Here is a 26,391-nt window from a genome sequence, read left to right as displayed (position 1 = left end):
GAGCAATGAGCGAAGCTGTCGAACCATGAGTCCGGAAGAATTGAAGGCTGAGATCATTCTCCGAGATGTATTCGGCGTCACACGCAATGGGTTTGCGTTTTCGGAGATGCAGCGTCGGATTCTGGTAGATTTCTTATCGCATCCGGTTTGTTGCGCAATTTTCTGGCGCACCTGAAACATTCGCCGAAAGATAGCGGAAGCTCAGCGTTGAATGCCTCAAAGCGCGACAGCCGGATGGGTGCGTATCGGGGCCGCCGCAATCCCGAAAGAAAACGCGCTGGTCTCTACGAACGCAAAAAACTGGATGCGACCGTTTCCGGCAGGCTCGTCGCTATATCGAGCGGGACGCGGTCGTTGGACGGCCGCACGGCCGGACATCTCGACGGAGGGGTAAAAGGAATTACATCTTGATCATGGTCGGGTAGAGAATTCTCGCATGATTAAAGCAGACAAGAAAAATACCGGTTCGTCTAAAGGGCCTTGCGCATCGTTCGCGGTTGCAAGTCGCCGCTCACGTAAACACCGGTCGGCTGTTTGACGCACCCATAGGCAAACCCGCTGTCGATGCCCGAAACGCCGGCCAGATTGTGCAGCTCGGTGCGGACAAACTCTTCGTAGGATTCAAGGTTGTCCATGATTATGTGCAGGAGATAATCATACTCCCCACTGATGAGATAGCATGCGAGCACATTTTCCGAGTTCTGCACCCCGCGCTCGAACTCCGCTACGCCTGTTCGGTTGTGGCGTTCCAGCTTGACGCGAACGAACAGCGTCACCGCTTTGCCAAGCTTACTCTGATCGATGATGGTCGTGTAACCTGCAATCACGCCGGATTCTTCCATCGCCCGGACGCGCCGCAGGCACGGTGACGGGGAAAGGTTGATCCGCTCGGACAACTCCTGGTTCGTTATTCGACCGTTTCGCCGCAGTTCTCGCAAGATTTTTCTATCGTAACTGTCCATCGCATCCTACCGCAGATTCTGCTTCTTATAGACCATATCGCGACATTTCTTCCAAGGATCAATCCACAAACACGTATTTGTCTTGTGCAGAAATAGGGATTCGGGACTTGTTGCAATGACCAATAGGGGCGAGGCGGGGCGCAGCGATTTCGAGCCGCGCGGGTCCCACGCCGGATACGACCCGGGGGATGAAGACACCGCAATCGGCCCCCCGCTCCATTTTTTGTTCGGCCTTTACGTTCCCGCATTTCTGCCCACCTGCTCACCGTGACGGCCAGTTTCGCTGATTTCCAGCCAACATGACTCGCGCGCCCTGTTTCGGGCGACCAATCGCGGCAGTGAAATGACCGAGATGGGGCGTATTCTGTTGAAAAACTCCTGCTTGCGATGGGTGTAAAGTCCTGATTCAGTGCTCGCGCAGCAAGCGGAGACGTTGTGATGATGGGCGAGCGGACGGTGATGCAGGAGGCGCTGTTTTACAGCTTCCGCATCGAGGATCATGTGCCGGGCGATCACCTGCTGCGCTCGATTGACCGGTTCGTCGATCTCGACAGCATTCGCGAGCACCTGAAGCCGTTCTATAGTTCGACGGGTCGCCCCTCGATCGATCCCGAACTGATGATCCGGATGCTGCTGATCGGTTGTTGCATGGGCATCCGGTCGGAGCGGCGGCTGTGCGAGGAGGTCCATCTCAACCTTGCCTACCGCTGGTTCTGCCGGCTCGATCTCGATGGCGTCGTGCCCGATCACTTCGTCGATTGTCGGGAGGTTGGCCGGGAGATGGCTGATGGACCGCGTCTATGCGCCGTGGGTTACCACACTGGCGGCCATGGCCGCCATTACAGGTTTGCTGTTGTTCGCGCAGGTGGGGCACTGGGGCATAATTGCCGCCCTGGTGGGAATTGGCCTTGGCCTCGCCACCGGGATCGAGAGCGACGTGATTGCCTATCTCGCCAGCCGCTATTTCCCCCGCGGGGTGTATTCATCGATCCTTGGATTGATGGTTGCAAGTTACATTGCCGGCGCCGCCATCGGGCCTGTGGCCTTCACGATGGGAGAGCGATTTGCAGGCGATGCAGTGTGGCTCGTCATTTCTGCCTGTCTGGTTATCGGAGCGATGCTGCAGCTGTCACTGGGACGCTATCGTTGCCAGGGCTGAGCGATCGGCAAGAGTAGGGTCCGCAATGTCGCTATCGACGGGTTGCGCGGTCGATCAGCTGGGCACCACCCGATTTTTCATCCGGCCAATGCCGTCGATCTGCAATTCCACCTCATCCCCATCGCTCAGGAAGCGCCAGTCTTCGATCCCGCAGCAATAGGGCATTGCCCCGGTCGCTATCATCTCGCCGGGGTAAAGAGTCTCACCCGTCGATGTATAAGCAATGATGTCGGCGATCGAATGCGACATCATACTGGTCGAGGATTCTCCGCGCACTTCGCCATTCACCAGCACGCGGGCTTTCAAATTCATCGGGTCCGGAACTTCATCACTCGTGACCAGCCATGGACCGATAATATTGCTGTTGTCGAAATCCTTGCCCTTGGCAGGCCCCGCCGACATGGGGCCGACCTCGTCGAAGAGCTGTTCGCGGGCACTCACGTCGTTGTATATCAGATAACCGAAGACATGATCGTAAGCGTCGGCTCGCGAAATGGCTTTGCCCTTCTTGCCGATTATGACCGCCAGTTCGAGTTCGTAGTCCAGCTTCTCGCCATAGGGAGGGCGAATGATATCGTCGTGCGGACCGGCGATATTGGTCACTGTGCCTTTGTAATAGACGGGCCGCTCGAAGAACTGCTTGGGCGGGATTTTGACCGCCATTTTGAAGACCAGCGATTTCAGCGTGCTCCAGTGATGCTTCGCCACGGCCCGAAACGAACGTTCGAGATGCAGGGCATAGACGCTGAAGGATCGCAGCTGAACGGGGCGCAGCGGCGCTTCCAATCGCAGTCCGTCGAGGGCGACGATATACTGCTTATCCGGGCTGGCAGCCAAATCGCGTATTCTGCTCAGCATGGGTTCGCCGCCTTCGACCACTTGCAATATGGTGGCGATTTCCCCGTCGCTGGCGGCGAGCAGATCGAGGACCTCGCATTCCCCCGCCATCACGAGCCCCGGTTTCGCCTGCCCATCTGGAACCCGGAAAGTTACGAACTTCATTGCGATTCCTTCCGTTGCCTGTCGCACCCCTTTCGATGCCGTCAACGACGGATTCCGGATTCGAGGAGCGGCAGCACCTCTCCCATTGTTTGATAACTAAATCAATAAATTTTATTATTTCATAAAAGCCGGAGGTCGAGCCCATTATGGCCCGACGCGCCTTCATGCAGTCCGTCGGGGGATTAACACCGCATTGTCGCGTGCAGCACCTGATCCACGACGAAATCGACGAATGCGTTCCGCGTATCATCCTCGGCCACTTTCAGGCCGTGCAAGCGGTTCAGCAGATCGGACGTTCCGAAAAAGAAATGCACCGCGCCCACCGCGCTGGCCAAAATGAAGGCCGGATTGGCATCGCTGCGGCGCGCGGCCGAGTGGATTTCTGCTTCCAGCGTGGCATGGATAGGCTTGAGATAGGCGTCCACAATGTAGTCGAGGCGCGGGCCAGGCGAAGCGCTTTCCTGAAGGTAGATCTTCATCATTGTGATATTGTCGATCGAGGCTTGGATGATCCGCCGCAACCGGACACGAAAACGGTCGTGGTCGTTCAGGTCCTTGAGGTCGTCACCTTCCCGTACCTCTCGCAGCACCGCATCGAACGACGGGGCGACCGCCGCCTCCCACAGGGCCGTCTTGTCCTTGAAATAGTAGTAGGGATGGGGCTGGGCCACCCCAGCCTGCTTGGCAATTGCGCTCAAGGAAGTGCCATCGAAACCGTGACGGGAGAAGAGATCGAGAGCGGCGGCGAGTATCCGATCCCGGATCCCCGGCTCCTTGTCTCCGCTGACCTTGGGAATAGCGGCCCCTTTTCGCCGATCCCGGCCGACTTGCGCATCTTGTACTGGCTTCATCATGTCGCGGCTATAGGACCTCTTACAGGCGCCGCAAACCTCCAGCCCTTCGCCCTTGCTCGGGTGTAAATCGGAGCGGTCGGGCTCAAGCCGTTATGGCAGGCCTGATGTGTTGGAAACCTGCCTGGCTCGAGAGCGTCTGCCACTCCGCCGCAGCATCGCCGCCTCGCGTGCGCCACACCACGTGGCCATCGGGACGCACGATGACCGCCCCGCCCGGCTCGAGATCGAACGTCGTTTGCCATTGGCCTGCAGCTTCCAGATTGCAGGGAACGACCTCGATCGGAAGGCCGAACAGCGTCGTACCGCTGACCAGCTTCTCCCAGCGCGCGGCATGCTCGGGCAGGGTGAGGAGCGAGAGCGCGCGGCTCGCAAGCACGTCCAGCGTGGTCGACCCGGCAGCACCGCCTTGCAGCCCTGCGAGAGGCAGGCGGCCACCGGGCCAGGTGGACGGCTCATATTCGCGAATCCCATCCCCCCGTATCGGCTTCGGGCTCCGCTCCGGCAGCACAATCCCCTCGTCATAGGTGAATCCGAACTCGACACCCCGGGCCATGAAATGCGCGGCCTGTTTGTCGATATCCTCGCCCACCCTGCGGACGAGGTCAGCATAGTTGGCGGAGGATGGGTCGAGCTTGCGGGCGGCATTCCTGATCTTGGATGCGATCGCTCTCCTCGCCATTCCCTTGCGGAACCGGTGCGGAAGCCACGCCATTGGCGCTTTTTGCAGCGCTTCTTCGAGCCGCATCGGGCCATTGCCATCGATACCGATATGGCGCGTCACCAGATCCATCTTGTAGAAGTTGTCCACGCTCTGCTGTGCTGCCAATCTGGCCACGGGCTGGCGTTCGACCTCGTAGCTATCCAGAAGATCGGGAGAAACGCCATCGATCAGGACAGTCGCCAGCTTCCAGGCGAGGTTATGCGCATCGCCGACGCCGGTGTTCAGACCATATCCTCCGGTCGGCGGGAAACGGTGCGCCGCGTCGCCGATCAGGAAAATGCGTCCCTGACGATAGCGCTCGGCAATCTGGGACGTCATGGTCCAAACACCGCGTGACTTGATCGTTACTTCAGCTGCCGCGCCGATCGCAGCCTCGATACGCGGTCTCCACCAGTCGTCATCCATCTCCCCAACCGGCTGGAAAGCGGGCAGATAGTTGGTCATCAGGATATAATCGCCATCGCCGTGATGGATGACCGGGCCGATAATGTCTTCGTTGATGATCCAGGTCAGGACCGATGAGGGCAGTTCCGCACCATCCGGCAAGGTGCAGTTGAAGAAGACGCTGGACATTTCTGCCAGGACCGGCCCGTCCATCGCGATTCCCAAGGCGTCGCGAATGCGCGATGCCGCCCCTTCTGCCGAAATGAGATAGTCGCTTTCGATTGCGGTGGTGGCACCGTTTCGATCCACCATCGCGAGCACTTTGCTCTCGCTCTGCGATACCTGGGTGCATGATGCACCGGTGCGGAAATCGATGAGCGGTTCTGCACGCACCATTTCCCAGAGCATCGGTTCGAGGACGTGCTGCCCAAGATGCACGGTTTCCCAATGGCTCTGGCTTTGCGCGCGTTCGCGCATGTTCGGATGATCGTAAATCCGGACGGAGCCGAAGGTCCGGCCAAGGAGCGAGTGCCGCCAGCTGACGTCAGGCATCGTGCCGATCGGGCAACCGGCGCGGGTGATCCGACGCGGTAGATCCGGGTCGATCGTTTCCCAGATTTCCATGGCCCTGCCGTTCAGAATATGCGCAGCCGGATGCTTCGTCGGTGCGCCCTTGCGTTCGACCAGTGTCACGCGCAATCCGGCGCGAGCCAGCAGCAGGGCCTGCGAGGCCCCGACCGGCCCGGAGCCGACCACGGTGATCGAAGGCGTCGTCGATTTCTGTTGCGCAACCATCTGCTAGACCTTTGCACCAAGGGCCTTGGCCGCGCGGATGGCAAGGCTGGCAAATTGCCCGAGATAGGCTGCCGGGATGCTACTGGCGCTGCGTTCGCCAATCTGCGGACGGGCCGTCAGTTTGCCGATGTCCTCGCCCGCATCCAGGCGACGCTTCATGTCGGCGGGATCGAAATCGACACCGATCGGATTCTGGTTGAAATCCCCGCCCTCCATCCACTCGGCGATCGCTTCGGGAGTGGAGAAATTATCGACCTGCAGCTCCAGCACGTTGCCGTCCGGATCCTCGTAATAAAGCGATGTGGTCGGACCATGGTTGATCGACCAGATCGGTTCGATGCCGATAGCCCTGAGATTGGCGTAATGGGACAGCAGATCGGCCAGGTTCGCGTAAGTGAACGCGATATGATCCACCCCCGCCCGGGACTTTGCGCGTTTACCGAGCACCGGCATCTGCGCGATGGCAATGCGATGATGCTCCTCGTCATAGGTCAGGAAGGTCACCTGTTCGTTGGCGTGAACGATCGAGGCATTGAGGACCGTCTTATACCAATCGATCATCGCCTGGGACTGCCCGGTGCGCAGCACGATGTGGGCGAGGAAGGCCGGCCGGATGGCATCGCCCGTTTTTCGGCTTTGGGGAGTGTCTTGCAGCATGATTCAATGGCCCGTCGAGTTGCTTCACGACCCCACATAGTGACTCGAATTTATGAATCCATAAAAAATTGCATTTTTGCGCTGATATCCAGGATACGCGCACGCCGACCAGGCCGGGAATGCCCGGCCTGGTCGGTCGCTTTTCTGGTGACGAAAGGTGTGAGAACGACGCTTCTAAAGAAGGGCCATCACCGGGCTGGACGCCGGACGCGTCGAGGGCTGACGCCTAGAGCTGATCTGCCAGCCACCCGAACCATATGAACAGGGTGAAGTCGCCCTTCACGATCAGTGTCTTTTCGCGCATTGCGGCAAGCATCACGCCGCTGTCCTTCGATCCCTTGATGAGCAGCATCAGACCCGTCCACGCCGACGCGAAGGAAAAGGTGGCAACCCGCTTGCCCTTGTAGCTGACGGCATTGCCCTGCCGGGCCGCCTCGTGCCAGCCGACGGAGGTCCGGTAAACGCCCCTGTCGAAATCCAGATAGCGAACGGCCTCGCCATTCTGCAGGGCGAATTGAAGCACCAGATTCTTCTCGCGCACGGCATAGCGAAAATCCGGGTCGCTGCGCATCAGCTTGCCTATCTGCTGGCTGAGGAGCCAGATGACCAGTCTAAACAACATGGGCTTATCTCCCTCGTCCGGCTGTCAGGTGTAGCGCGCGAGGGCGGTCGACGTGATGGTGCCATTCTTGACCCCGGTGACGACCTCCTGAAGCGTTTTCAGATAATCCTCGATCACGTCGTCGGGGACCGGTTCGGGGACCAATTGCAGCATCGGCGGATTGAAAACGCCGAACGGGAAATACCCTCGATCGGACAGGCCGCCCATGATCGTCATCATGTCGAGCGTTTCCGAGCGGAAGTAGATCATCGTGGCGTCGTTCTTAAGGCATTTGAGGTCTTCGATCTTCTCGATGCCTTCAACCAGCCGCGCTCTCACCGCCATGCATTGCCGGGCCATCTCCACATAGCCCTCTTCGCCCAGCACCTTCATCACCGCCCATGCGGTGGCGATGGAACCGGTCGGCCGGCTACCCACCATGCCCGCGGTTCGGTATTCCCCGATCGGCCAGTTATCGACCGGCACATAGTGGTAGGTTTCCGCCTCTTTCGAGCTGAAGAGAACCGTGGAGCAGGGCTTCGCCGCATAACCGTGCTTGTGCAGATCGGCCGACATGGAGCGGACACCCGGCACACGAAAGTCGAATGTCGGAATGTCATAACCCAGCCGCTCCAGCCAGGGATTGATGTAACCGCCGACGCAGGCATCGACATGCATCCACAAATTGTGGCGCATCGCCACCGCCGCGATGTCCGTGATCGGGTCGATCAGGCCATAAGGCCAGCAGGGCGCGGAGCCCATGATCGCAATCGTATTTTCGGTGACGGCCTCTTCCATCGCGGCGACATCGGCATAAAAATCTTCCCGCAGCGCCACGCGTACGATGTTCATGCCCAGAAAGTGACAGGCCTTGTCAAAAGCCGCATGCGCCGAATAGGGTGCGATGATTTCCGGTGTGCCGGGCACAGGACGATTGACCAAAGCCCATTCACGCGCAGCATGCATAGCACAGAATATGCTTTCCGTCCCCCCGGTGGTGATGAAGCCGACCCCCTCTTCCGCGCCATTCAGGATCTCCAGCGCCATGCGGAGGACTTCCGCCTCCATCGTGCCGCTGCCCTCCATGAAACCGCCTAGCATCGCGTTGCCATGAGAGAACATGGTATAGGCTTCGTCGCGGATCGTCTGCAGTTCCGGCGTACCCTGATGGCAATAGACGTTGAGCCGCCCCTCTTTCTGACCGATGTCGCGGTCCTTGAACGCCGCCAGACGCTGCTTGACCTCGCTCCACTGCGATCCCTTGGCGGGGAAATAGGCGCGGCTTGTATCTTCGATATGTTGCTTCACAGGAGCCCTCTCTCATAATTGCCGCGCTGCATGACCGACCATAGTGCGCGCTAGCTGGTGCATAACATAATATTTTATTATATTAAACGTCAACACTCTATTTTTACGGGTCGGGAGGTGTCATGCTCGAAGCGAAGGGAAAGCTATGACGTTGATTGCTGAGGAGAATTGGGACGAGAAGATTCTGGGGCGCAGACCTTTGCAGGATCGCAGTCGACGCCGTGTCGAAAAGATTATGGAGTTCAGCCGCAAGGCGATCGAACGGGACGGCGTGTATTCCCTCAACCTCAACAACGTCGCCAAGGAAGCCGGTGTCAACGTCGCGACCGTCTATCAGTTCTTCCCGTCGAAGAACGCCGTCATTGCGAGATTGGCTTTGCGCGAGTTCGACGAGAATTACGATCGCGTCGAGAAAGCAGCCGCACAATGCGCGAGCGCTGAAGACGTCAGAGCAATGTTCGCCGACGCGTTCGTGGCCGCTCATCGCAACAGCGGCGACGCGACTTTTCTGCGTGAATTGTGGGCGATGATGGAAGCCGATCGCAATCTGCAACAGCTGAACCAGAAGGACGACGAACGTCTGGCCTTGCTGTTGACGCACACCTACATGCGGTTTGCATCCGACGCCGACGCCGAGCGGGTCCGTAAACGGATCCTCCTTCTGCTCGGGATGAGCGCATTCGCCATCCGCACCGCAGTGACGCTGGATCAGAGCGAGGGCGAAAAACTCATTGCCGAAGCCAGGGAAATCATCTTCGGCGTGGCCCTGTGACAGTCGTTACTCGCAGTTCCCAGCCAGCCCGACGGCGCTTTGCTGCAGGCTGGCTGGGCTGAGAGATCGGGGCCGCCATATCGGTCGGCGACCTCCTAGAATTCGAAGCGGGCTCTGACGCCGAAAGTCTGCGGCGCGCCTACGACGACCTGATAAAATCCGAGATCGGAAAGGTCATTGACGTTCACATTGTAGTCGACGTCGAACAGATTCTTGACGAACCCGACGAGTTGCCAACCGTCATCGGAACCAAGGGTCAACTCACCATTCACCAGCCAGAAGGCATCCTGCGCTGCAAGAGGCTGGTTCTCGGTCAGGAAAAAGTGATGGTCGGTGTAAGTGAAGTTGACACTCGGGCGCAGGAATACCTGCTCCGACAGTTCGGCTTTGTAGGAAACGGCACCGCTGAATGTGATCTTGGGTGTACGCGGGAGCCGGTTACCGGCCTGGCTGACGCCGGCACTGACGAAATCGACCAGTTCGCTTTCCAGATACCCCAATGAGAATGTGGCATTCAGATTGTCGACGGGGCTGAGGAACAGTTCTGCTTCGGCGCCGTAAATCTCGGCATTTGCTGCATTGTCCAGAACCGTTGCGGGGACGCTGCCCGTGTTGACGAGGGTGAACACCTGAAGGTCGGAATAGTCGTAGTAGAACGACGCCAGATTGAGATAGCCGATGTATCCGGGAAGCGTCCATTTCGCGCCCGCCTCATAGGCATGGAGCTGCTCCGAATCGAACGGGCCCAATTCTGCGGCATTGAAGAGGAAGCCGCCATTGAAGCCGCCGCTCTTGAAGCCCTTGGAATAGCTGGCGTAGAGCAGCAAATCGGGGTTTGGCTGGTAATTGATCGCGATGTTACCGGAAATATCGTCGTCCGAATAGGACAGGTCGGCCTCATAAAGCGGCAGGCTGAACGTCGGCTCCTCGAAGTTCACTTTGGAGCGGAAATCGCGCTCTTCCTTCGTATAGCGCAAGCCCCCGATCAGCGTCAGTTGATCGGTAAGAGCGAACTCCGCCCTTGCGAACGCGGCCAGTGATCGCGAGTCCTGTTGGTTTTTATGGCGCGTGAAGGATATTGGCGCTCCCAGAACCGTACCGAACGGATCGAAGCCGCTCGGATTGGTGTTAGGCGCGAGGGATGCCACGACCGGGCGCAATTCCCGGAACAGGTCGGCAGTCTGGTCCTGTTGCGTGCGTTCGTCGAGATAGTAGCCGCCAACGATCCAGTTCAAGCGGTCGGTTTCGCCGGACAGACGCAGTTCCTGCGTGAACGTTTCGGTCTCTGCCCCGACGGTGATCGCAAGAAGCTGAAGCGGACTGCCATCGGAGTCCTCGGGCAAAAGATTTTGCCCCTCCTCATAAGAAGTGATCGAAGTCAGATCGACGCCGCCAAGTGCGAACTCACCCTTGACCGACAGGCCGTACACCTCCCGATCGATACTTTCCTCGCGGTCAAAATTCCCTCGAAATCTCTCGGTCGTGTCGCGATAGCCGAGCGCATCAACGCATCCGCCTGCCAACGACTGATCGGTCGAGCACACCCCGCCCGTCGCCGGATCGATCGTCTCATAGCGTTCATACTGCGAAAACGGAGTGTCATTGATGTCGGCCCGGAAGCGCAGGAGAATCCGCGCATCGGGCGAGGGTTCCAGTTCGACCATGGCCCTGACCGCCCAGAGATCGGTCCCGTTGCTACGCGTATCCGTAAGTTCGTTGACGAAAAATCCATCGGCGAAATGCCGGGCCACGGCGACACGGGCACTTACACCCTCCATAATCGGGCCGCCTACGGCGCCTTCGATCTGGTAACCGCCGAACTCCGCGATGGAGCCCTGAACATAGCCGTCGAGATAATCGGTCGGTCGGTTGGAGATATAGTTGATTGCCCCGCCAGTCGTGTTCTTGCCATACAGTGTCCCTTGCGGCCCGCGCAAAACCTCGACCCGCTGAAGATCGAAGAGGAGGAAGTTCTGCGAGCTGAACGAACTGAGGTAGATATCGTCGAAATAGAGACCGACCGGGCCACTATTATTCAACGAGAAATCGTTGAGTCCGACCCCCCTCAGGAACACGACCGGCTGGGTGCCCGAACCGGCAATCGGATCGATAACGAGATTGGGCACCTGGGAATCAATGTCGGTGCTATCGGTCACGCCCAGGCTCGTCAGGGCCTCACCGCCCAGAGTTGTAATAGCGACGCCGATGTCCTGAGGATTCTGTTCCCGTCTTTGCGCGGTCACGATGATGGTGTTGGGGCTGAGACCGGGACCTTCGCCATCGGCCGAATCGACTGATTGCGGCTCGGGTTGTTCTGCCTGGGCAAAAGCTGGTGAAGCCGCCAGTGCGGATATCATTACCGGTGCAAGAATGAGGTGCGAGCGAAGTCTGCTCGATCCCCGTACGACTGACGATTTGTCCATTGATCCTCTCCCTAAGCTATGTTGCGCGATCATTCTGATTGGGTCTGCGCGGCACATTCCTGCGTCTGCATGGTCCGTGACAGGCGAGCCCCCACTAGGCGGAGCCGCAGCCAGTGACACATAAATGACGATTCCTCATGTTTTGAAACATAAGTAAACATCATGTTATGTGGTGTCAAACTTGTTTGTCCGCAGTGCGCCCGCCTATGGGGCGGGGATGACGGAAGCCAGGCCACTCCATGTCAGAGCCACGCCCAGACAGGATCGCAGCCGCGAAACATTCAGGCGTATCCTTGAAGCAGCAACCGAACTAATCCACGAAGGGGGAAGCGATGCGCTCAAGCTGACCGAAGTGGCGGTCAAGGCGGACGTCCCGATCGGTTCCGTATACCGCTACTTTCCCAACAAACGGGCCATCCTGGCCAAGCTGGCTAAGGAGTACTTCCAGCAGTTCAACGAGGATCTTTCGACGTCAGCCATGGATGCGACTGATCTCGCCAGCCTCGAGCAATCCATGCGCCGCATGACATGGCGTATTTTCAGGCGTTTCCAAAACGAGCCGGTTCTGCGCGACGTCTTGTCAGGTTGCGAGGCGGATCGCGAGATCGAGGAGATCAATCTGGCGGACAGCCGGGAAAGCGGCGATCACCTGTATGAGAGATTTGTCGAACTGGGCGGGGAGCCCAGTCCGACGAAACGCATCGAGTGCTTCATGATGTGCCATCTGTCGGGCAGCGCCTTTCGGATGGCCTTGGCCATCCCGCCGGAGGAATCCGATCTTCTGGTCGAGCGTTTCGGCGAGATGGTACTCGGTCAATTGTTCGACTAGGGAAGCCGGAAGGGCTCCTCCTCGGCGAAACGCCGCAGCACGTTCGCGGAGATGCGCGCGACGTTGTTGTCGTAACCATTATGCGCCAAACTACCCGCCCAGGCGATCGAGCCGGTCGACCAGACCGCCCCGCCACTGGCAGTTTCGAAAAACACCATATCGGCACGGACCTCGGGATCTTCGATGCCAGGCGGCATTGTTTGAAGCAGTTCCTCCTTGGCGCGAAGCATCAGCGCGTTGTGATTTTCCGAAGAGGCAACGACAATAGCATGAGCAGGCGTGCCGAGCGCAAAATCGGCGCGGTCGATCTCCTCTCCGGCCGCACCGTCGCCATGCGCACCGAAATCGCCGATCACTTCGCTTTCGACACCGTCGAGAATAAAGGCCGCACGCGGATCGGCAGCAGCTTGGGTCAGGCGGTAATGGGTGCTTCCCCCGAAACCCTGCGCGGCAAATCCGACGCCGACAAGCGCCTGCGGATTTCTTCCAAGCCGTCGCCACAAGCCGCCAAGCTCGCCAGAGAAGGAATGATAATATTCACCCGGTTCCGCCAGCCAGGCGCGCGTGCCATCCTCCGCCCGGCGGACTTCGATGCAATCCGTGCCATCGGGGTCGAAGGCGATCCGCCAATAGAAGCCGTTGCCGCCCATATACATGAGCCGCCTGCCGCGCGCGAGCCAGGCTTCCAGCGCTTCCATCATCGCGGTCGACCAATATTCGGGATGGGTCCCCGTCACGATGACCTGATATCCGTCGAGCAGGTCGATACCCTCACGGTGAAGCGCGTCGTCGGTGATCGTGTCGTAAGCGTCACCGGTCTGTTCCAGCCAGGCGATGATGTCGCCATCGGCGGTGAATGCCCAGTTCGACGCTTTGGGACGGAAGTTCACGATCGGGCGGTGCAGCGACGAGTAGTGAACGCCGCTGCCATCCGGGTGCATGTCGTAAAGGCCGCCACCGAACTCGGGATGCGCGCATAGCAGGGCATCGCCTTCCGTGTCTTCGCGCATCTGCGGATAGAGCGGGGCGAATTGCGGCTGAATATAGAAATTGGCGTAGGCGAGATAGGACGCGGTCGGCGCAAGAAACGCGATTGCCGGTTTCGTCGCACCTATCGGCGGCAGGATATAGAACGGCACGTAATCGTCGCTCTCCCCCTGAACCAGTTTCGCCGCATAGAGCCCGCTTGGGAGATCCGCCGGCACCGTCCAGGTTGCGAACGGCTCCCATTCGGCGTCTGCAATCGCATTGCTGTGAAAGTGCAGGGCGCCATAATGCGAATTGTCGACGGTCCAGTCATGGACCGTACCGTCCCATTTGCGGCCACAGACAGCCCGCGTCGGCAGGTTGACGATGCGGCAATGGCGCGGCGCCGGTCCTCTGTCCACGGCAGCCGCGCTCGAAATATCGCTGCCGAAATCCCAGATATGGTTGCACGGCAGGGCGGATTGTGCACCCGGCATCGTGTTCCAGTACAGCCCGGCCTCGGCATCGCTCAAGGGGCGATCGAACAATGTCGGCTGCTCCAGTTTGCCATCAAAGGCGTGCGCCGGGCGGCCATCGCGATTGGCAGCGCCGAACCAGCATTCGCAAGACGATGCGCCGCCGATAGCGCCAGCCGCATTGCGAAACTCGTTCCACCCCTCGCCCAGCGGACCTCCGGCCTGCACCGTCTCAAGCCCGTATTCCGGTGCGGCGCTCTGGCGAATTTTCACCTGCCCGTCGCCGTCGATATCAATCAGGAGCAAGGTCCAGCGGCGGGCAGATATTGTCTCGCCCGACACGATCACATCCCCGCAAACGACCTGCGGTATCTTGTTCTCAAGATATAGCTCCAGTCGCGGGCCCTTCTCGCCCGCTCCGATCGAGACGAGGCACTGGCGATGGCCGATATGCTCATTCTGCCAAACGAACAATGCAAGGTGGATACCGCCATCGCGGGCGATTACGCGGACCCCATCGGCAATCGCATGGGAACCGGCAAAGATCGGCTGATGCGGCACATCGATCTGGCCTGCCCATTCGGCGGGAATCTCGGTCTCTTCGAAGATGCCGCCATCATCCGGATCATCGCAGCCGGTCAACCTGACCAGGCTGACATCGGTCGCCCCGGAGCCGTAAGTGGATGCGTGAAACGCGATCTCATCCCCCGCCCGGACTGACAGACGGTTTGCATATCCCACGATGGTTTTTGTCATTGCCTAGCACCTATCCCACAAAACATAAGTATTGCTTACATATCGCAAGGTGTGATGGCAAGGCTCGCGGATGAACTGCCTCTCGATACCAATTCTCGCCTGAGCAGTTGAGGCGCATATTCAATTCACCACTGTATGTCGGATGTCTTGATGGCGGTCGTGGCTACAACAAGCTTGGGACGGAGCGCCCGGGAAACGCCCGCATCTGGATTCCACTCATTGGCCTGCATACGGGTGCGAGGCCCGGCGAAATTTGCCAACTCGATGTGACCGACATTCGGAAAGCCAACGGCATTCCATCGATGGTCATCTCTGTTGCGTCGCGGGAAGGCAGCAGTGACAAGCGCTTGAAGACGGGGGCGAGTGACCGCGTCGTGCCGCTGCACAAGCGCTTGATCGATTACGGACTCCTGAGTTTTGCCGAGGGGAAATGACGAGAGGGCGCAATCAAGCTGTTCGACGACATCGAAGTAGGTGAGAAGGGCTCTCGCTCGGTCGCCTTCTCAAAGTGGTTTACGCAATTTCTACGCAACTGCGGAGCGAGCCGCGAGCGAACGAGCGTCCACTCGTTCCGCCATAATTTTCGCGATGAGCTTCGTGCCGCTTGCATCGAGCACGATATCGCAACGCTGCTGGGAGGCTGGACGGCGGGAGCGATTTCGAGAGCGGTGTCCGAAAACTATGGCAGTGGTTATCGAGTTGAAACACTGCGTGATGCAATCTCGAAGCTCGATTTCGCAGACATTGACCTCCGACATCTGACGCTTCACGCCAGATAGCAGTTTGCTGGTTGATGACTGGCGCGTTCGTGCGGGTTTTCGGCTGAGCTTTGGCCGTCGTGCTGTAGCAGAACTTCGTAGCAGGTGCTGGAAGTGGACCGTCGCGAGGACGACTTTCCAGTGTTTTCAGTGCTCTCGAAAATGGTGGTGCCCAGAAGAGGCATCACATTCGAACTTCTTTTCCGTTTAATTTCTGATGTTTAGATATTTCGGTCAAGCTGAAAAGCCCGCAAAAGGCCCGCAAAATCCCTCTAATGTATTGGTTCGATGCCTTTTTTAGGACTCGGAATTTCAATTTCAAACTTGACCGCGGAGTAGGTCGTTATCCGCTTTGCGCTCCAATCTCCGCTATTCTACGGGCTGCGCGCTCTGCCCGGAAGCAGTCATCCGTTCGGTTTACTTTAAATCATCGATATTCGTTCCAGCTTCTCTTCTTTTTGGCCGATAGTCTGGGAGGGGAGGATTTGATGTAATTCCCTCAACCTGAATATCTTCGATTTTTTCACTGAGAGGAGCAAGTTCGCGACTAAGCTCGCGAAGGTCCGTTTCACCTTCAACCAAAGAATCTTCGACCGCCGGAATGCCACTCCTTATCTGGGAAAGTTTGTTTTCAGCGTTCTGCACCCCCTCCCTGAATTGGCGAAGGCGTCGTTGCGCGATAGCAGAAGCGCTCCGCCCTGAGATCCGCCGATCTGCATCTCGAAGATTATTTCCCCATCCACCAACCCTTTGCCCTAAGTCTAACAATCTTCCTTTTGTTGAGGCCAATCGTTCGTCCCAACCTTCGGCGTCCGATGCGAGTGCGGCCGTCGTGACTCGAAGCCGGACAAGATCGGAGGTGATCACCCGTTGCTTTTCTGGCTCCAGTCCTTCGTTCAGAGCGCGAATGCTATTTGCCACGGTCTCTACAGTGGCGGTCGCATCCCTCCCCAATAGTCCGGTTTCGTCCGCGGCGGGAATGATCTTTTTTCCTGACTTGTCGGTGTAAATGCCCTGACGACCCCGTCGGCCCTCGAGCACGAGCGCAGCCTCTCCAGTTATCAGATCCGTGCTGATTGTCGCTTCAAGGCCGTGGACTTTCGCCGCAGAAGGATCGAGAGTCAGAACAACGACCACGTTTTCCGGTTCATTTTCCGCCAGACGGACCGATGTTACCTGTCCCACAGGGACTCCCGATAGTGTTACAGTCGATCCCGACTGAAGGCCTTCCACGGAGCGATCAAACTTGATCTGATATGTTTCCTGATTTGGTCTGGGATCGATTAGCCACATCGCGAAAGCGATGGTCGTAAGCATCAGAATGCCAACGATCCACGCCACTAGGGAGAAGTTTGCGTTAGTTTCCATCTAGCACGCCGCCAGCGGTTTGTTCGTCCGGCAGAGGGCCGGTGCAATGAAAGTTCGCGTCCCGCATGCTCCATTCGGTTGTCCGCTATAGAACATGACCGAGGTTCGTCCCCTGGCGCAATCGCCACGAGCGGGGCATCCGGGCGCGTCGAATGTGTTTTGGTTTGAGATCGGCCTAGTCCCAACACGGGCGTGATGCCGCCCCGCCCGTGGCGACCGAATATTGCTATGACTTGCGCAAGCCGCGTCCGGTCACTCAAGCGCGAAGGCGTCATGTCTTCCAGGCCGCTGCTGGAGGATGTGATTTCAAGTCTCCTGGCGATGTCCGTCTGGTTCAGGGCAGGAGCTCTGATGAGCTGCGCCAACACACGCCACTGCGTACGATTGAGGCTCAGCGGCTGTGCTCGGTCATCGAATGCCTTGCGCGCGGCGCGGCTGATCTGGTCCATCATGAAGATCGCTCGATCATCGTGGGTGATGACATTGTCGAGTGCGAGAGTGCCCTCATCTTCTGGCATGAGACATTCCTATCGATCGGAGAAAAATAGTAAAGGACTTTCGCATTTTGTTTTGGCCGCTATATCGCTCGCGCAGCGGCTCAAACGATGGCGAGGAGCGAAATAATCATGGCGGACGAGACAGCAGGGGCTAGCGATGAAGGCGCACGTCCGACGGGGTTGTCCAGTCCGCGGGTCCGGCTGGGTCTGCTGATCGCCGGCATTCTGGTCCTGCTCGCCGGGAGCTACTGGTATTACAATCATCAGACGTACGGCAGATTCCAGCAGTCCACCGACAACGCTTATATTGCCGCCGACAGCGTCATCATCTCCCCCAAAATTGCGGGCTACGTCGAGCGCGTATTAGTGACGGAGAATCAAACGGTCGCGTCGGGCGATGCACTTGTCCAGCTGGACGTGCGAGATTATCGTGCCCAAACGAACCAGGTCGAAGCCCAGATCGCCGCGTCGCTCGCCGGAGCAGATACGGTACGCGCCCAGCAACAAGAGCAGGACGCGGCAATTGCCCAGGCCCGTGCACAGCTCGCAGCAGCATCTGCACAGGCTGGTCTCGCTGCTGAGCAGGTTGTCCGGTACCGCCCCCTTGCCGCTTCGGGAGCGGAGCCGCGCGAGAGGCTCGATCAGCTGGAGGCCCAGGCCAGAGAAGCGCAGGCTCAAGTCGCGGCAGCGCGCGCCGCGCTCACGGCGGCACAGCGCCGACAGAACACGCTTAGCGAGCAGATAGACCAGGCCAATTCGCAAGCCAACGCCGCTCGTGCGCAACTCGAGGCCGCCCGTCTGAACCTGTCATCGACCACGCTCCAGGCCAGTATTTCCGGGCGGGTGGGTGACCTCACGGTCCGACCTGGACAATTTGTCCAGCCTGGCCAACGCCTTATGAGCCTCGTACCGACCGACCGCCTCTACGTGACAGCAAATTTCAAGGAAACGCAGCTCGGACTTGTCCGCCCGGGGCAACCCGTCACCTTGGAAATCGACGCGCTGCCGGACCTCGAGCTATTAGGAAGAGTGGAAAGCATCGCCCCCGGGACCGGGGCAGAATTCTCGATCCTACCTCCGCAAAACGCGACGGGTAATTTCACCAAGATCGTTCAGCGCGTCCCGGTGCGCATATCCATTCAGGCTTCGCCCGAGATCCTGCGTCTGCTGGTGCCGGGCATGTCTGTTGTCGCGAGTGTCGATACGCGCGCCGCTAGAGACCAACTCGATTCGATCCGCAACGCGGCCGGAGACTGACCGATGGCAGGCGCCGCTGCAGCGGTTTCGCCGCCGGTCGAAAAGGCCGATGCTACGGCCTGGATCGCCGTAGCCGCCGGTGCGCTGGGGGCGATGCTGGCAACGCTTGACATCTCGATCGTCAATTCGGCGCTGCCGACGATCCAGGGGGAAATCGGCGCGACCGGAACCGAAGGCACCTGGATCGCGACAGCCTTCCTTGTTGCCGAGATCATCATCATCCCTCTGAGCGCGTGGCTGGAAAGACTGCTCGGCCTTCGCACGCTGCTCATCGTCGCGGTTTCTGCCTTCACGGCCTTTTCGGTGTTGTGCGGCATTGCCACCGATCTGACGACGATGATCATCGGTCGCACCGGTCAAGGGTTCATGGGCGGCGCGCTTATTCCAACCGCTATGACCATCGTCGCAAAGCGACTGCCTCCATCGCAACAGCCGATCGGCATGGCGCTCTTCGGAATGACCGTGGTTCTTGGGCCGGTAATGGGCCCGTTGGTGGGGGGCTGGCTTACCGAGAACCTGAGCTGGCACTACGCCTTCTTCGTCAACGTGCCCGTCTGCGCGTTGCTCCTTGCTTTACTATTCATCGGGCTACCCCATGAAAAGCCCGACTGGGTTTACCTGCGCGAGGCTGATTGGGCGGGAATAGCTGGTATGATCCTTGGGTTGGGTGGGCTGACCATCGTTCTGGAAGAAGGCCACCGCGAGGAGTGGTTCGATTCCACGCTGATCGTCCAGCTCACACTGATGACGGTCGTGGGTTTTGCACTTCTGACCTACGGACAGCTTTACGCGCGCAAACCCGTGCTCAAATTGCGCCTGATGCTCAGCAGGCAGTTTGCCAGCGTCGTGGTGATGGCACTGGCGCTTGGCATGGTCATGTATGGCTCGACCTACGTGATCCCGCAATTTCTCGCGATAATTTCCGATTATAATGCCTTGCAGACCGGACTTGTGATCTTCTGGATGGGCGTTCCGGCTTTCCTGTTGATGCCCGTTCTCCCGTTCATGATCCGCAGGATTCACATCCGCATTGCGGTCGGCGCGGGCATGTTCATCATGGCGCTAAGCTGTTTCGTCAGCATAAATCTGACAGCGGAATCGGGAGGTGGAGTGTTCACCGAAAGCCAGTTCCTGCGTGGCATCGGCATGATCCTCACGATGATGTTCCTCAACCAGGCGACGGTAGCTTCGGTTGCCAAGGAGGATGCCGGCGATGCTTCGGGCATCTTCAACGCGGCGCGAAACCTCGGGGGCTCGTTCGCGCTCGCGGGGCTTGCCTCGTTCCAGGATCAGCGCCAGTGGCATCATAGTCGACGCATGGAAGAAACCCTCAACGCTAACAGCCCCCGGCTACAGGAATACCTGGACGGCATGACGGCGTCGCTGGGCAGCCCACAGGCCGCGCTGGAGATGCTTTCCGGCATCATTCAGCGCGATGCGTTCGTGATGACCTACAACGATGTCTTTTTCGCCATGGGCGCGATTACCCTGGTCACGGTGCCGCTGGTACTGTTCCTCAAGCCTCTCCCGAAGAACTTATCCCTTTCGATGCACTGAGAACTCTATGCGCAAGACCCTAACCCTCCTCGCTCCCATGGCGCTCCTCGCGGGTTGCATGTCCGGTCCCGACTATGCCGGTCCCCCGCAACTTGCGACCGCCGCAGGCAATGCGTTCGTACGCGCCGGCCCCGAAATCGATCCGTTTGCGCCGATTGCCGGCGACTGGTGGACGCTGCTCGGCGATCCGGTTCTCAATGAACTGGAGGCGCGCGCGCTGGTCGGCAATCCGGGCGTGGCCGCGGCGCGCGCTCGCATCGAACAGGCAAGGGCTTCTGTCCGCCAGGAGCGCGCCAACCGGCTACCCGCCGTGGCTGCGCAGGCGACTGCGGTCCAGGCGAATATCCCAGGGCTAGATATCGGCAGTGGCCCGCCCCCGGGATCGCCCGGCGCTCCTGCAGACACCGAAGAGCAGGACAGCCTCAGCGTCTACAACGTCGGGCTCAATGCAAACTGGGAGATCGATTTCGCTGGGGGGCAGGCACGGCGTGTCGAGGCCATTAACGCTCAGGCTGCGGCCTCGGTGGCGAACGCCGAGGATGCGAAAGTCCAGCTCGCCGCCGAAATCGCGCGGGCGTATGTGAGCCTGCGAGAAGCGCAAGGGCGGCTCGAGCTTGTCCAGCGAGAGCGCGACTTGCAGCAGCAAATTCTCGAACTGACCTATCAGCGCTATACACAGGGCGCTCTCGCGCTGTTCCCGGTCGGTAACGCGAACGCCGAGCTCGAACTGCTCAAGTCGCAGATCGCGGAAGCTCAAGCGGACATCGATGTATTCAAAGACACGCTCGCGGTGCTGACGGGCGAAGCGCCCGGCGCACTCGACGGGCTCCTGGCGGCTCAGGCCGAAATTCCGCTTCCCCCCGAACGGGTCGCGGTGGGCGATCCCGCAGCGCTAATAGCGCGGCGGCCGGATGTTCGAGCCGCCGAACGCATGCTGGCCGCGGCGAATGCGCGCATTGGCGTGGCAGAGGCTGCTCGCTTCCCCAAGATTTCCTTCATGGGGATTCTCGGTTTGGGCGGATCGGAGCCCGACGACATCCTGGACCCGGGCAACTTATCGGCAATCGCTTTGCCGCGGCTGCAGTGGAACCTGCTTGATTTCGGCCGCACGGCAGCATCGATCGATCAGGCCGAGAGTGCGCGCGACGAGGCCGAAGCGCGCTATCTTGAAGTGGTCCTGGGCGCACTACGCGACGCCGAACAATCGCTTGCTCGGTTCGGGCAACAAAGAGCCAACGTAGCCGCGCTGGCGCAGATCAGTCGGCAGGCCGACACGGCTGCGGAGCTTAACGAGCAACGCCGCGCCGCGGGGGTAATCTCGCAAGGCGAACTCAACACTTCGATCCGCAAGCGCGAACAGGCCAGAGCAAATCTCGATCGGGCGATCGCCGCCATGACAAATGGCTGGATCGCGATCCAGAAGTCGCTTGGGTTGGGATGGGTCGAATTGTCTCGCGACAATCGCACGTCGGTTGAGCCAGCTCCGGTCGATCGAAAATCAGTTATGAAACCTGAACAGAGTTAGGATAAGTTTTCTCAGAAGTCTGCCCCGCAGCCCCTTCCAACTTTTCCTAACGCGTCAGCACCTCGTGCACTACGACCCAATCTTGGATCATAGGGGTCAGCATGTTTCCGCCTTTCGCAGAGTGCGTTTGCCAGTATCACCATCGGATATCCCGATTGCACTATTCGGTGACTCTTCATTGTCGTTTCTATGTAAGGCCTTAAGCTTTCCGCGAGCATCTCGTAGCGACATCAACGAGCGATCGTACAGGCATTTCGAGTGCAGCTCGCATTTGGCCGGTTCGATGACCGCCTCGTCGGTAGGCTTACGAGGCGGTCATCGAGCATTACGCCGCTCTGGAAAAGCTATAAAGTCATGGGTCGAAATACGAACTAGCTGGCACTGTCCGTTCGGGTCGTTGGGAGGACCACCGATCTCCCCGCCAACACGATCTGGACCTGTTAGAAACTGAACCCCAAAGCAACACCATATCTACGAGGATCCAAAGTGTAGATATTGGTAAAATTCCCCGAGGATGCGTCGGTCAAGTACAATCCTGTCACCGAGCTGCTGTCGAAAATGTTCTGAACAAATCCGCGCACGAACCAACGCTCATCCGCACTGTTCAACTGCACGATCGCGTTGGCTTGCACGAATGGCTCGATCCGGTTGACCCTGCCGTTAAAGATATTGCCGTATTGCTCACCAGTCAGCGCTACGTCCACGCGAGGAACCAGAGTCATGCCATTGTCGAAAGTGGCGGTGTACTGCACACCCATCGAAACCTTCATTTCGGGGGCCTGCGGCAACTTGTTCCCTTTTATGTTGACCTCTACGCCAGGGCTTAATACCGCAAGGCCGCTGCCCGCCGGAACGGCTCCGGCCAAGACATCGCAAATGCTGAATGCGCCGCTTGACGCAAGATTGCCGTCATTAGGAAATTCTTCGGGACCACGAAGACCCAGAGCTGCGTTCACTCCGGCCACGAATGCGTCGGCCGCGCCGGGGGCTGGCCCGGTTACGGCACAATTAGCACCGTTGCTAATATCCTTGATGATGACGGCATCAGGATCGCCGCCACCCGGGTCGCGCGGATTGGAGAAGAACTGGTCGCCGGCAACTTCCGCGTTGAGATAACTGAACGTCAAGTTGACAAGCCAATCGGGATCGGGCCGGATAACGGACTCTAGTTCCACACCCCAGATATCGGCATCGATAGTATCATTAACTGAGGTACGGGCGACGATGCGGCTAAGCTGCAACCCGCTATACTTATAGTAGAATGCAGTAGCGTTTAATTGCAGTGCGCCATTCGCAAAGGTATTTTTCGATCCGATTTCAAATGCGTCGATGGTTTCTGATCCGAAGCTTTCAGCCACATCGAAAACGGGCGAAAGGGGCGGGTTGATACCCCCGGATTTATAGCCCCTGGCATAAGATGCGTAAATCGAATTGTCAGGCGTAACTTCGTAGTCGAGCACCGCACGCCCGGTTATTTCATCGAAACCTACTTCTCTAAATTGCGTTAGCTGCTCACCTGGCGTACCAGGATCGGCATCAAAAAGACCAGAGGGACCGGTTAAGGGAGTGATCGGGCTGTCGAACGGCTCCCCGTCATTCGCGTAAGGATTGAGGAAGCTAATCAAGGTCGTGCGCGCAGTCACGTCTTTCTTGTCGTCGTTATACCGCAAACCTCCGGTGAAGGTCAGACGCTCGGTCAGGTCGACGTAGATCTCCCCGAACACACCGAAGCTCTCAAGATTAGCCTCGAGAGAATTGTTGCGGTACATGGATGTTGCGAAGTAGGATGGCGGTGCACCGCCTGCCAAAGTACCAAACGATCCCAGAATGGCACTGGCGTAGTCAAGCGCGAATGAGTTTACATAGTAACTGTTGTCGGTAGTCTTGGACTTTGCATAGATCCCTCCGAGCAGGAAATTGAATGCTCCGTCGAAATCACTGGAAAGGAGGATTTCGCCGCTCCAGGATTCGCGTTGCTCTGAAGACCTGTCGAAGGATAGCGGCGTTTCGCCGCACAATACATTACCTTCGAACGCGCCCCTGTTCCCATCATCGTTATCGGAGGTGCACAATACGCCCCCTGGGCCATTGGGGATGAGAGCCTCCACAATCGGGGTAAAATACGCCGACGAACCTGGCACGAACGCCGGTGCAGGTGCGGGGAGGCCGGTAGGCAAACCGTTGGCCGCGAAGCCGGACAACACGTTCAAGGCCGTAGCAAAGCCGGTACGATCCTGAATGCCCAGAAAGTAGTCCTGCCGGGAATCGACTTCGGTGTCCTGATAAAGACCGGTTGCAGTCAGTGTCATAGCTCCGATGCGCTGCTCGAGACGGGCCTGTAGCTGCACTTCATCGGCAAAATAGAATGGAGTATACGCCGTGTTTACCGTGCGCACATCGTCGGGCTTATCGAATCCTGCAAATGCGTCGGGGCCGTACAGGCTTCCCAATCCCAGTACTGAGGGAATTCCCTGAATAGCGAAGAACTCTTGCGAACTGAGCGTTGCGCCGACTGTGGAATTGGCATTGGTGATGTCAAAGTCGCGGCGATTGTTCAGACAACCCAGCACGCCGAGCGGGTCACGCTGGCAGGCCTGCTTTTGATTACGTAAACGGGTGTCATCTTCCCTGAAATAATATGCCATGAAGTCGAGAGTGGTATCGGCACCGGGTTCAAAACGAAGAGAACCACGAACAGCGTACATGTCTCGGTCGTCGACATCCGAATTGTCGAAAAGGTTTGTGGTGTAACCGTCGCGATTCAGAAAGAATCCGGCTACCCGAACGCCGATAGAATCGCCGATCGGGACATTGACCATCCCTTCGGCCTTGATGCTGTTGTAATTCCCATACTCGAACTCTCCGGCCGCGCCGAAAGAACCGAGGTCAGGCTTGGCTGTCACAAGGTTGACAACACCCGAGGTAGCGTTGCGGCCGAAGAGGGTGCCCTGCGGCCCCCGTAGGACCTCAATTCGCTCAAGGTCAAAATATTCTGTTTCGAACAGCCGGGTACCAAAAAGAGGGGAACCATTGATATGGATAGCCGTCGCTGCGTCACACGTCACACCAACACAAAGATCGCCGATACCACGGATGGTGAAGGACGACCCGGTGAAGTTGCCCTTCGAAAATGAGACGTTCGGGAGCGTCAATTGAAGGTCAGCAGCGTTTTCGATCTGCTGGCTTTCGAGAGCCGTAGCATCGAAGGCACTGACCGCGATCGGCACCTCTTGCAGACTTTGAGATTGGCGTTGGGCCGTAACGATGATTACGGATCCTTGGGGTTCCGCCTCATCAGTTGTGGGATCCTGCGCTAAAGCCATCTGCGGCCAAGCCAAGATGGCCGAAGTGGCGAGCACCATCGCTCTCAGTGTCATATAGCATCCCTTCCCATCTCTTCAGTGCGACGATAATTGGCTCCGCCGCTTACTGCAAAATGGGGCGACCTCGAGGGTCGCCCCTTAGTCTGTGGAGAGGAGAGGGAGAGAATTAGCCCAATCCCCGTCCATGGGCATATACATCCGCGTGATATTAGTAAAGCGCCTTATCTTTTGACCCCATGGGCCACGATCCAGATCGCACGCGGAGTGAACGTTTGCTAAAGATCAGCAATGGTTGGCGCGCTAAGCGAGTTGCTCCCGATAAAGCTTTTGCCCCAGCTGGCATCGAGACCAACGAAGCGTTCGCCGTGCCGACGGCGACAATAGTTCGGATATAGTACAAGATGAATATGGACGCCCTTTGCCCCCATCTCGCTGGCCTCTGACCAGGAACCAGCCTCTTAGTATGGGGGATCTCAGAGGCTCCAAAAGGCCAGTACCGCCCGAAGCGCAGCGACGAACGCGAGCGGCTGATCCAGCATGAGATGATGGCGTGCATCGGGCACTGCAACAATTGGTATCTTTCCCCCTCCCAGTTCCCGGATATAGCGGGCGGAATCGCGATCAAAGAGCTGACTTTTCTCGCCGTACACAATCGCTTTGCGCCCGGGCGCATCGACCAGCCTCTGGCCTACTGTCAGCCATTCGTCGGGCTTGTTGCTGCGCCGGAACACTTCGGGAGAAAACTTCCATGTCCACTCCTCGCCATCGCGGCGGAGAGAGTGATAGGCCATGTAATCCATCAGGAACGGCTCACCAACTGCCTGCGGCGGCGACAGGATATACCTCTCGCGCGCCGCTTCGTAGGTCGGGTAGCGTCGCACCGGTTTGTCAGGATTACCCGACCCGGGGCTCGATCTGCCCATGGTCCAGTATTTCTCCAGCTTTTCGGGCCGCATCACCATGAGATCGCAGACAATAACGCCGGCGAAGGCATCCGGCGATTGGGAAACGGCGGTCAGCGCTGCACCCGAGCCGAAACTATGGGCGATGATCGTCGGTCTGCTTCCATCCGCAAACAAATCGAGCGCTTCGCTGATCTCGACAAATTCCTTTCCCCGCGCAGCTATATCGGCCACGCCGCGCATCTCGCTATCGCCCATACCGGCCAGATCGAACGCCACCACGTCGTAGTCTTCGGCAAGGTACGGTGCGATGAAGGCAAAGCAGCGGGCATGGGCGAGAAAACCGTGAGTCATGAGCAATTTGGGCCGGTCACGCCTGCCCCAGCGAAGATAATGCACCCGCGCGCCACCAACCTCTACGAAGCCTTCCTCACGGGGCACGCTCAGCGCCCAGGCGAACCATTCGGGTATATCCGCCCCGTCGCCGGCCCATACGGGATCAATATCTGTTGACCCGTCGTGGATTGGTTTCATTTCAT

20 protein-coding genes and 1 pseudogene are annotated in these 26,391 nt (G+C 58.5%); 8 read left to right on the top strand and 13 right to left on the bottom strand.

The window, feature by feature from the left end; genetic code table 11:
* Positions 1-470: 470 nt before the first annotated feature.
* Positions 471-962, bottom strand: coding sequence for an Lrp/AsnC family transcriptional regulator (locus MUY37_RS02790; RefSeq protein ID WP_499193893.1), 492 nt, complete (start codon positions 960-962; stop codon positions 471-473).
* 438 nt (positions 963-1,400) lie between these two features.
* Between MUY37_RS02790 and MUY37_RS02785 the strand changes: the two are divergent.
* Positions 1,401-1,712 (top strand): annotated as a pseudogene (locus tag MUY37_RS02785) (transposase); the annotation flags it as partial.
* A 37-nt stretch (positions 1,713-1,749) separates the two neighbouring features.
* Entirely contained in the window at positions 1,750-2,121 is a 372-nt protein-coding gene (locus MUY37_RS02780) for a hypothetical protein (RefSeq protein WP_499195145.1), read from the top strand.
* A gap of 54 nt (positions 2,122-2,175) precedes the next feature.
* Here the strand turns inward: MUY37_RS02780 and MUY37_RS02775 are convergent, their stop codons facing one another.
* The 6 genes from MUY37_RS02775 to MUY37_RS02750 all read right to left on the bottom strand — a co-directional run bounded on the left by MUY37_RS02775 (position 2,176) and on the right by MUY37_RS02750 (position 8,443).
* Entirely contained in the window at positions 2,176-3,123 is a 948-nt protein-coding gene (locus tag MUY37_RS02775) for a fumarylacetoacetate hydrolase family protein (protein WP_499193892.1), read from the bottom strand.
* Between the two features lie 182 nt (positions 3,124-3,305).
* Positions 3,306-3,977, bottom strand: coding sequence for a TetR/AcrR family transcriptional regulator (locus MUY37_RS02770; RefSeq protein ID WP_499193891.1), 672 nt, complete (start codon positions 3,975-3,977; stop codon positions 3,306-3,308).
* A gap of 82 nt (positions 3,978-4,059) precedes the next feature.
* The gene (locus MUY37_RS02765; RefSeq protein WP_499193890.1) at positions 4,060-5,877 is read right to left on the bottom strand and encodes an FAD-dependent monooxygenase; all 1,818 of its coding nucleotides are present in this window, start codon (positions 5,875-5,877) and stop codon (positions 4,060-4,062) included.
* A 3-nt stretch (positions 5,878-5,880) separates the two neighbouring features.
* Positions 5,881-6,534, bottom strand: coding sequence for a VOC family protein (locus MUY37_RS02760; protein ID WP_499193889.1), 654 nt, complete (start codon positions 6,532-6,534; stop codon positions 5,881-5,883).
* Between the two features lie 226 nt (positions 6,535-6,760).
* A complete protein-coding gene (locus MUY37_RS02755; RefSeq protein ID WP_499193888.1) occupies positions 6,761-7,156 on the bottom strand; it encodes a hypothetical protein in 396 nt (131 codons plus the stop codon).
* 24 nt (positions 7,157-7,180) lie between these two features.
* The gene (locus MUY37_RS02750) at positions 7,181-8,443 is read right to left on the bottom strand and encodes a pyridoxal phosphate-dependent decarboxylase family protein (protein WP_499193887.1); all 1,263 of its coding nucleotides are present in this window, start codon (positions 8,441-8,443) and stop codon (positions 7,181-7,183) included.
* 151 nt (positions 8,444-8,594) lie between these two features.
* Here MUY37_RS02750 and MUY37_RS02745 point away from each other — a divergent pair, with 151 nt between their 5' ends.
* The gene (locus MUY37_RS02745) at positions 8,595-9,215 is read left to right on the top strand and encodes a TetR/AcrR family transcriptional regulator (RefSeq protein ID WP_499193886.1); all 621 of its coding nucleotides are present in this window, start codon (positions 8,595-8,597) and stop codon (positions 9,213-9,215) included.
* A gap of 95 nt (positions 9,216-9,310) precedes the next feature.
* Here the strand turns inward: MUY37_RS02745 and MUY37_RS02740 are convergent, their stop codons facing one another.
* On the bottom strand, positions 9,311-11,638 hold the full coding sequence (locus tag MUY37_RS02740) for a TonB-dependent receptor (RefSeq protein WP_499193885.1): 2,328 nt from the start codon (positions 11,636-11,638) through the stop codon (positions 9,311-9,313).
* A 217-nt stretch (positions 11,639-11,855) separates the two neighbouring features.
* Here MUY37_RS02740 and MUY37_RS02735 point away from each other — a divergent pair, with 217 nt between their 5' ends.
* Entirely contained in the window at positions 11,856-12,467 is a 612-nt protein-coding gene (locus MUY37_RS02735) for a TetR/AcrR family transcriptional regulator (protein WP_499193884.1), read from the top strand.
* On the opposite strand, the gene MUY37_RS02730 is transcribed toward MUY37_RS02735, so the two are convergent.
* Positions 12,464-14,665 carry a N,N-dimethylformamidase beta subunit family domain-containing protein gene (locus tag MUY37_RS02730; RefSeq protein WP_499193883.1) on the bottom strand — a complete coding sequence of 734 codons (2,202 nt, stop codon included), beginning with the start codon at positions 14,663-14,665 and terminating at the stop codon, positions 12,464-12,466. The two genes, MUY37_RS02735 and MUY37_RS02730, sit on opposite strands and share 4 nt — an antisense overlap.
* Positions 14,666-14,772: 107 nt before the next feature.
* Here MUY37_RS02730 and MUY37_RS02725 point away from each other — a divergent pair, with 107 nt between their 5' ends.
* Positions 14,773-15,099, top strand: coding sequence for a site-specific integrase (locus tag MUY37_RS02725; RefSeq protein WP_499193882.1), 327 nt, complete (start codon positions 14,773-14,775; stop codon positions 15,097-15,099).
* 741 nt (positions 15,100-15,840) lie between these two features.
* Here the strand turns inward: MUY37_RS02725 and MUY37_RS02720 are convergent.
* Positions 15,841-16,740 (bottom strand): MlaD family protein, encoded by a 900-nt coding sequence (locus MUY37_RS02720; protein ID WP_082850750.1) that lies wholly within the window; start codon positions 16,738-16,740, stop codon positions 15,841-15,843.
* Between the two features lie 23 nt (positions 16,741-16,763).
* Positions 16,764-17,240: a MarR family transcriptional regulator gene (locus MUY37_RS02715; RefSeq protein ID WP_225082872.1), complete on the bottom strand. Its 477-nt coding sequence runs from the start codon at positions 17,238-17,240 to the stop codon at positions 16,764-16,766.
* A gap of 177 nt (positions 17,241-17,417) precedes the next feature.
* Here MUY37_RS02715 and MUY37_RS02710 point away from each other — a divergent pair, with 177 nt between their 5' ends.
* Genes MUY37_RS02710 through MUY37_RS02700 form a run of 3 tightly spaced genes read left to right on the top strand, consistent with a single transcriptional unit; the run spans position 17,418 to position 21,627 of the window.
* A complete protein-coding gene (locus MUY37_RS02710; RefSeq protein WP_063511170.1) occupies positions 17,418-18,545 on the top strand; it encodes an HlyD family secretion protein in 1,128 nt (375 codons plus the stop codon).
* A 3-nt stretch (positions 18,546-18,548) separates the two neighbouring features.
* Positions 18,549-20,102, top strand: coding sequence for a DHA2 family efflux MFS transporter permease subunit (locus tag MUY37_RS02705; RefSeq protein ID WP_006834177.1), 1,554 nt, complete (start codon positions 18,549-18,551; stop codon positions 20,100-20,102).
* Positions 20,103-20,139: 37 nt separating this feature from the next.
* Entirely contained in the window at positions 20,140-21,627 is a 1,488-nt protein-coding gene (locus MUY37_RS02700; RefSeq protein WP_006834178.1) for an efflux transporter outer membrane subunit, read from the top strand.
* A 440-nt stretch (positions 21,628-22,067) separates the two neighbouring features.
* Here the strand turns inward: MUY37_RS02700 and MUY37_RS02695 are convergent, their stop codons facing one another.
* Together MUY37_RS02695 and MUY37_RS02690 are read right to left on the bottom strand one after the other, a co-directional pair.
* Positions 22,068-25,004 carry a TonB-dependent receptor gene (locus MUY37_RS02695; RefSeq protein WP_006834179.1) on the bottom strand — a complete coding sequence of 979 codons (2,937 nt, stop codon included), beginning with the start codon at positions 25,002-25,004 and terminating at the stop codon, positions 22,068-22,070.
* Positions 25,005-25,423: 419 nt separating this feature from the next.
* Positions 25,424-26,386, bottom strand: coding sequence for an alpha/beta fold hydrolase (locus tag MUY37_RS02690; RefSeq protein ID WP_499193881.1), 963 nt, complete (start codon positions 26,384-26,386; stop codon positions 25,424-25,426).
* Positions 26,387-26,391 lie beyond the last annotated feature (5 nt).

Origin of the sequence: Qipengyuania sp. ABI-127-1 (genome assembly GCA_022953095.1) — a bacterium.
In the GTDB taxonomy this organism is placed as follows: domain Bacteria; phylum Pseudomonadota; class Alphaproteobacteria; order Sphingomonadales; family Sphingomonadaceae; genus Qipengyuania.
This window is presented reverse-complemented; position numbering and strand designations above follow the sequence as displayed.